The organism is Agrobacterium sp. GW821-FHT14E08, assembly GCF_058803865.1.
Genome location: NZ_JBXAPJ010000012.1, coordinates 1 through 6,181, shown reverse-complemented (window position 1 = coordinate 6,181; position 6,181 = coordinate 1). Strand labels below are relative to the sequence as shown.

The 6,181-nt window shown below is 59.1% G+C and carries 6 protein-coding genes; 2 read left to right on the top strand and 4 right to left on the bottom strand.

Annotation, left to right across the window (positions count from 1 at the left end; genetic code table 11):
- The 4 genes from AC1ROR_RS23620 to hutI all read right to left on the bottom strand — a co-directional run.
- On the bottom strand, nt 1-140 hold a 140-nt coding region (locus tag AC1ROR_RS23620; protein WP_498590640.1), incomplete at its 3' end, for a hypothetical protein.
- An 11-nt stretch (nt 141-151) separates the two neighbouring features.
- On the bottom strand, nt 152-952 hold the full coding sequence (gene hutG / locus AC1ROR_RS23615; protein WP_498590925.1) for an N-formylglutamate deformylase: 801 nt from the start codon (nt 950-952) through the stop codon (nt 152-154).
- A gap of 1 nt (nt 953) precedes the next feature.
- Nucleotides 954-2,489, bottom strand: coding sequence for a histidine ammonia-lyase (hutH, locus tag AC1ROR_RS23610; protein ID WP_498590924.1), 1,536 nt, complete (start codon nt 2,487-2,489; stop codon nt 954-956).
- Nucleotides 2,486-3,745 (bottom strand): imidazolonepropionase, encoded by a 1,260-nt coding sequence (hutI, locus tag AC1ROR_RS23605; RefSeq protein WP_498590923.1) that lies wholly within the window; start codon nt 3,743-3,745, stop codon nt 2,486-2,488. The genes hutH and hutI overlap by 4 nt, the downstream gene beginning before the upstream one ends.
- 116 nt (nt 3,746-3,861) lie before the next feature.
- Here hutI and AC1ROR_RS23600 point away from each other — a divergent pair, with 116 nt between their 5' ends.
- Complete coding sequence (locus AC1ROR_RS23600; protein WP_035228689.1) at nt 3,862-5,208, top strand: formimidoylglutamate deiminase; 1,347 nt, start codon at nt 3,862-3,864, stop codon at nt 5,206-5,208.
- A 48-nt stretch (nt 5,209-5,256) separates the two neighbouring features.
- Complete coding sequence (gene hutC / locus AC1ROR_RS23595; protein ID WP_498590922.1) at nt 5,257-5,982, top strand: histidine utilization transcriptional repressor HutC; 726 nt, start codon at nt 5,257-5,259, stop codon at nt 5,980-5,982.
- Nucleotides 5,983-6,181 lie beyond the last annotated feature (199 nt).

The window sequence follows — 6,181 nt, the reverse complement described above, 5'->3', positions numbered from 1 at the left end:
TCATGCGGGTTCTCGGCCACGTCAGGATCGAGATTGTTCATCAGCATGCGCAGCGGCGCTTCGGTCATCCAGCTCTTTGTGTTGAGCTCAATGCCCTTTGGCGCGCGGACGTCGCGGATGTTGTGGCGCGGATTGTTCATGTGATTTCCCCTTATCCTTTTGTCGCAAGCGCGAAATTTTCGAGACGTGTCAGAATGGTCTTGAGATGGCCGCGCAGGCGTTCGGCCTTTTGCACGTCATAAGCAAAGGGCGGCGTCTCGCTGACAAGATGGGTGGATTGGGCCAGCTCCATCTGAATGGCGTGCACGCCCGCTTCCGGCTTTCCATAATGGCGCGTTGTCCAGCCGCCTTTGAAACGCCCGTTCAGAATGCTGTCGTAACCCTCTGCGGCAGCGGTCACTTCCACGGCTATTTTTTCGATGGCCGGGTCGCAGGTCTTGCCCATATCGGTGCCGATATTGAAATCCGGCAGCTTGCCTTCAAACAGGAAGGGGATATGCGAGCGGATGGAATGGCAGTCATAGAGGATGGCTATGCCGTGGATTGCCTTCACCCGCTCGATTTCCGCCGCCAGCGCCGCGTGATAGGGCGCGTGAAAGGTTTCCAGCCGGGCGGCGATATCGTCCTGATCGGGTTCCTGTCCCTCATTCCAGATCGGCTTGCCGTCGAAATCGGTGTCTGGAACGAGGCCGGTGGTGTTTTGCCCCGGATAGAGGCTGACGCCTTCGGGATCGCGGTTGGCGTCGATCACGTAACGATGAAAGGTGGCACGGACCGTCGTTACATCGGGGAGCAGGCCCGCATAGAGGTCATGAATATGCCAGTCGGTATCGGCGAGTACCCTGCCATTGTCATTCAGGCGTTGCCAGATTTCCGTGGGAACATCTGTGCCGGTGTGGGGCAGGCCGAGAATGACCGGCGATGAGCCTTCTTCAATGTCGAAGACGCGCATCTTACACCTCCAGCTTCGGCAGAATGCCTTCCGAAATAGCGGAAACCAGAGCGCCGGTGGCAATCAGATCGGATGCCGCCTTCAAATCCGGCGCCATATAGCGGTCCTCTTCAAGCGAAGGGATCGCCTGACGCAGCACGGCGATTGCCTTTTGCAGCTCGGGACTGGTTTTCAGCGGTCCGCGCAGCTCGACACCCTGAACGGCCGAAAGCGCTTCAATGCCAAGGATGGCAAAAAGATTTTCCGTCATGGGCAGCAGGCGGCGCGCGCCATGGCAGGCCATGGACACATGGTCTTCCTGGTTGGCCGAGGTTGGTGTCGAATCCACGGAGGCCGGATGCGCCATCTGCTTGTTCTCGCTCATCAGTGCGGCAGACGTGACTTCGGCGATCATCAGACCGGAATTCAGCCCCGGTTTCTTCGAAAGAAAGGCGGGCAGGCCATAGGAGAGGGCCGGATCGACCAGAAGCGCCACGCGGCGCTGCGCGATCGCGCCGATTTCGCAGATGGCGAGCGCCGTCTGATCGGCAGCAAAGGCCACCGGTTCGGCGTGGAAATTGCCGCCGGACACGACGGAATTGTCGGAAAGCACCAGCGGATTGTCCGTCACCGCATTGGCTTCGATTTCAAGCGTGCGGGCCACCTGTCTCAGAAGATCGAGACAGGCGCCATCCACCTGTGGCTGGCAGCGAATGCAATAGGGATCCTGAACACGCTCGTCACCTTCGATATGGCTGACACGGATTTCGGATCCTTCCAGCAGGTTACGCAGCGCAGCGCCCGCATCGATCTGGCCCTTATGGCCGCGCAATGTGTGAATGTCGGGATGGAAGGGGGCGGAAGAACCCATTGCGGCATCAGTGGACAGCGCGCCGGTAATCAGTGCCGCCTGTGCCGCGCGGTGGGCGCGGAAAAGACCGGCGAGTGCCAGCGCCGTCGAGGTCTGCGTGCCGTTGATCAGCGCCAGCCCTTCCTTGGCGGCGAGAACGACCGGGGTCAGCCCGGCTTTGGCGAGTGCTTCGCCGGCGGGCAGAAGCGCTCCTTCATAAAAGGCCTCGCCTTCGCCCATCATCACGGCGGCCATATGGGCAAGCGGCGCGAGATCGCCGGAGGCGCCAACCGAACCCTTTTCCGGGATGGAAGGGATGACACCCTTTTCCAGCATACCCTCGATCAACCGCACCAGCTCCAGCCGTACGCCGGATGCGCCGCGACCGAGCGAAATCAGCTTCAGCGCCATGATCAGCCGCACGACATTTTCGGGAAGTGGCGCTCCGACGCCGCAGCAATGCGACAGGATGAGGTTACGCTGCAGCGTTGCCACATCGGCTGCGTCGATCTTGATGGAAGCGAGCTTGCCGAAACCGGTATTGATGCCATAAACCGGCGCATTGCCGGCTGCGATTTCGGCGATGCGTGCCGCCGCTTTTTTTATGCCGGCATCGAACGATCGGTCGAGTTTGGCCGTGCCGTTGTCCCAGTAGATCGCGGCAAGTTCGGCAAGGGTGACGTTGCCGGGGTGAAGCGTGATAGTCATGGGTAAACCTTCTGTCCCTTAAAGATGCGGGCATGGAGCGGATTAAAACCGATGCGGTAGACAAGCTCGGCCGGGCGTTCGATGTCCCAGATGGCGAAATCGGCAGATTTTCCCGCTTCCAGCGTGCCTGTTTCGGCAAGCAGGCCAAGCGCCTTTGCGGCATTGCGCGTCGCCGCCGTCAGGCACTCATCCACCGTCATGTGGAAAAGCGTCGCGCCCATATTCATGGTCAGCAGCAGGGATGTGAGCGGCGAGGTGCCGGGATTGCAATCGGTCGCAAGTGCGATATCGGCGCCCGCATCGCGCAGGGCCTGAACGGGAGGAGCCTGTTTTTCCCGGAGTGCATAAAAAGCGCCGGGCAGAAGCACGGCCACCGTTCCCGCCGTCGCCAGCGCCTTTGCACCCGCTTCATCAAGATATTCCAGATGATCGGCGGAAAGTGCGCCGTAGGATGCCGCCAACGCGGTGCCGCCGAGATTGGAAAGCTGTTCGGCATGCAGCTTGACCGGAAGCCCCAGCTGTTTTGCCTTTTCGAAAACCCGGGTCATTTCCTCGACGGAAAAGGCGATGCCCTCGCAAAAACCGTCCACCGCATCCACCAGCCCCTCGGCCTGGGCCTTGTCCAGCCCCGGTAGAACCACATCCGTAATATAATCGGCGTTGCGGCCCTTATATTCGGCGGGTGCCGCATGTGCGGCCAGATAGCTGGTGACGATCCGCACGGGACGCAGGGTCTCGAGCTTGCGGGCGACGCGCAGCATTTTAAGTTCGGTTTCGATATCGAGACCGTAACCGGATTTGATTTCGATGGTTGAAATGCCCTCGGCCAGCAGCGTGTCGAGGCGCGGCAGCGCCTGTGCAAGCAGGGCGTCTTCTGAAAGAGCGCGCGTATCACGCACGGAAGACACGATGCCACCGCCGGCTTTGGCGATTTCCTCATAGGTCGCACCATTCAGTCGCATCTCGAATTCCATGGCGCGATTGCCGCCGAACACCAGATGGGTGTGGCAGTCGATGAAGGCCGGGGTGATCCAGCGACCGTCGCAGTCGATTGTCTCGTCGGCCGTGGACACTTCGGCGGGCAGATCGCTTTCAGGCCCGGCAAAAACAATGCGGCCGCCGCGCACGGCAATGGTGGCATTTTCGATTGCGCCGATGCCCTCCATGGAAGGGTTGAATGTCGCGAGCCGAGCATTGCGCCACAGTGATGTGACGTTTTCCGGCGCCATTCCCTTTGCAGATTTGTTCCCTGGCATTTGCTTTTCGCCTTTCTTTTATGTGCCAAATGTATATACATAATAATGAGCTTGGCAAGCCGCAATTTCATGTTCGAAACGGGCCTTGCCGGAAAAGACCAAGAGGAGAGGGTGGCATGACGGCAATTCACGCGGGCGCAGTGCTTCTGAATGACGGGTGGGCGCAGGATGTTCGCATTGTCTGCAGGGACGGCGCTGTCTTATCGGTCGAAACCGGCGTTTCCGCGCAGCCGCAGGATGAGCGGCATGCTGTCATCGTCCCGGCCATGCCCAATCTCCACAGCCATGCCTTTCAGCGGGCCATGGCCGGTCTCGCTGAAATTCGCGGGCCTGCCGACGACAGTTTCTGGAGCTGGCGCACCGTCATGTACAAGTTTGCGCTGTCGATGACGCCTGACCATGTCGAGGCGGTTGCCGCCCAGCTCTATATGGAAATGCTGGAGGCCGGTTTCGGGCGGGTCGGTGAATTTCATTATCTGCATAATGACAGGGACGGCTCGCATTACGGCAACATCGCCGAAATGGCCGAACGCATTGGTGCGGCGGCCGCGCAAACGGGGATCGGCCTGACATTGCTGCCGGTGTTTTACGCGCATTCAGGTTTTGGCGGCCAGGCACCGATCGACGGGCAGAAACGCTTCATTCATTCGCTCGACAGTTACGAAAGGCTGATGCACGGTGCACAAGCCGTCGTAGATGGGCTGCCGGGTGCCATGCTCGGCATCGCTCCGCATAGCCTGCGCGCCGTGACCGGCGACGAGCTGGCGGCGATTGAGCCTTTGGCAAAAGGCGGCCCGATCCATGTTCACGTCGCGGAACAGGTAAAGGAAATCGAGGATTCGCTCGCCTTTTCCGGCGCACGGCCGGTGGAGTGGCTTCTGGAGAATGCGACCGTCGATGATCGCTGGTGCCTTATCCATGCGACGCATATGACCGAAGCCGAAACGCGTCGTATGGCCAAAAGCGGCGCCATTGCCGGTCTCTGCCCCATCACCGAGGCCAATCTAGGCGACGGCATTTTTCCCGCACCGGATTTCATCGCGCAGGGTGGCCATTACGGTGTCGGTTCCGATTCCAATATTCTGATTTCCGTGCCGGAAGAATTGCGGATGCTTGAATATTCGCAGCGCCTGTCGCTTCGGGCGCGCAATGTCATTGCCGATGCCGGCCGCTCCACGGGTGAAAAACTCTTTCGGCAGGCACTTGAAGGCGGTAGCAGGGCGCTCGCATCGCGACATGAAATCGAAGAGGGGAAAAGCGCCGATTTTGTCGCGCTTGATGTCTCGGCTGTTCCCTATCTTCCGGCATCGCAGATTTTGGATCAGTGGATATTTGCGAGTGGCGTCCAGATTGATTCCGTCTGGGTTCGCGGCAAAAAACTGGTACAATCGGGTCGGCATCTCCAGCGCCGTGAAATATCGGAACGTTTCAACGAGGTCATGGCCGAACTTGTCGAGAGCTGATATGCGCTCGGCAGGAACAAGATCGAGCCGTCGGAAGGCATTGCGGACGTGACGAAAGCATTGGCCGGGCAAACCCTGCACCAGCGTATCCTCAGCGAGATCGAGGGCCGGATCGTGTCGGGAGAATGGCCGCCGGGTCATCGATTGCCTTTCGAGGTCGATCTCGCCGCCCACTACGATTGCTCGCGCATGACCGTCAACAAGGTCATGGGCCAGCTCGTCAAGTCCGGTCTGATTGAGCGCCGCAAGAAATCCGGCAGTTTCGTTCGCCAACCGCAAATTCAGTCCGCGGTTCTCCAAATTCACGATATCCGTGCCGAAGTCGAATCCCTCGGTCTCGAATATGGCTTTAAGGTCCTGAAGCGAACGCAACGTGCGGCGAAGCGCGAGGATCGCGCAAGCCTCGATGCCGCCATCGATACATCGCTGCTCGATATCGTGTGCATCCATTTTGCCGGCCCAAGGGAGTTCTGCATCGAGCAGCGTCTCGTCAATCTGGCGACCGTGCCTGATGCCGCAGAAGCCGACTTCACGGAGATTGCGCCCGGAGCCTGGTTGCTCGGTCATGTTCCGTGGAGCAATGCCGAACATCGGATCAGTGCTGAAACACCCTCAAAGGAAACCGCACGCCTGCTCGGTATCTCCGACAGGGAGGCCTGTCTTGTGGTGGAGCGGCGTACCTGGAGTCATTCGGGCGCCGTCACCTATGTGCGCTTTACCTATCCCGGCAATGCGCATGCTTTGGTCGCCCGTTTCAGCCCGTCTTCCGAATGAGAATGGGAAGGCACAAGGTCTGCAACGGCCAGGGAAGCGCTCTCTTCGTGAAAAGGAAAGCCCCGGCTTTTACCGTGCGGCTGCGAAAGCGTTAAAATCCGTTAATTTATACGACTGATTTCAAATTCCCTTTTAAATTCAATAGTATGTATGATTTTTTGAGAATTTTTATTTTGTGCTGTTGACTTGTTTGAGGGTG

Excerpts from the sequence above, each read along its gene's own strand:
- AC1ROR_RS23600 (WP_035228689.1), top strand. The coding sequence starts at position 3,862 with ATGACGGCAATTCACGCGGGCGCAGTGCTTCTGAATGACGGGTGGGCG.
- hutG (WP_498590925.1), bottom strand. The coding sequence starts at position 952 with ATGCGCGTCTTCGACATTGAAGAAGGCTCATCGCCGGTCATTCTCGGC.
- hutH (WP_498590924.1), bottom strand. The coding sequence starts at position 2,489 with ATGACTATCACGCTTCACCCCGGCAACGTCACCCTTGCCGAACTTGCC.
- hutI (WP_498590923.1), bottom strand. The coding sequence starts at position 3,745 with ATGCCAGGGAACAAATCTGCAAAGGGAATGGCGCCGGAAAACGTCACA.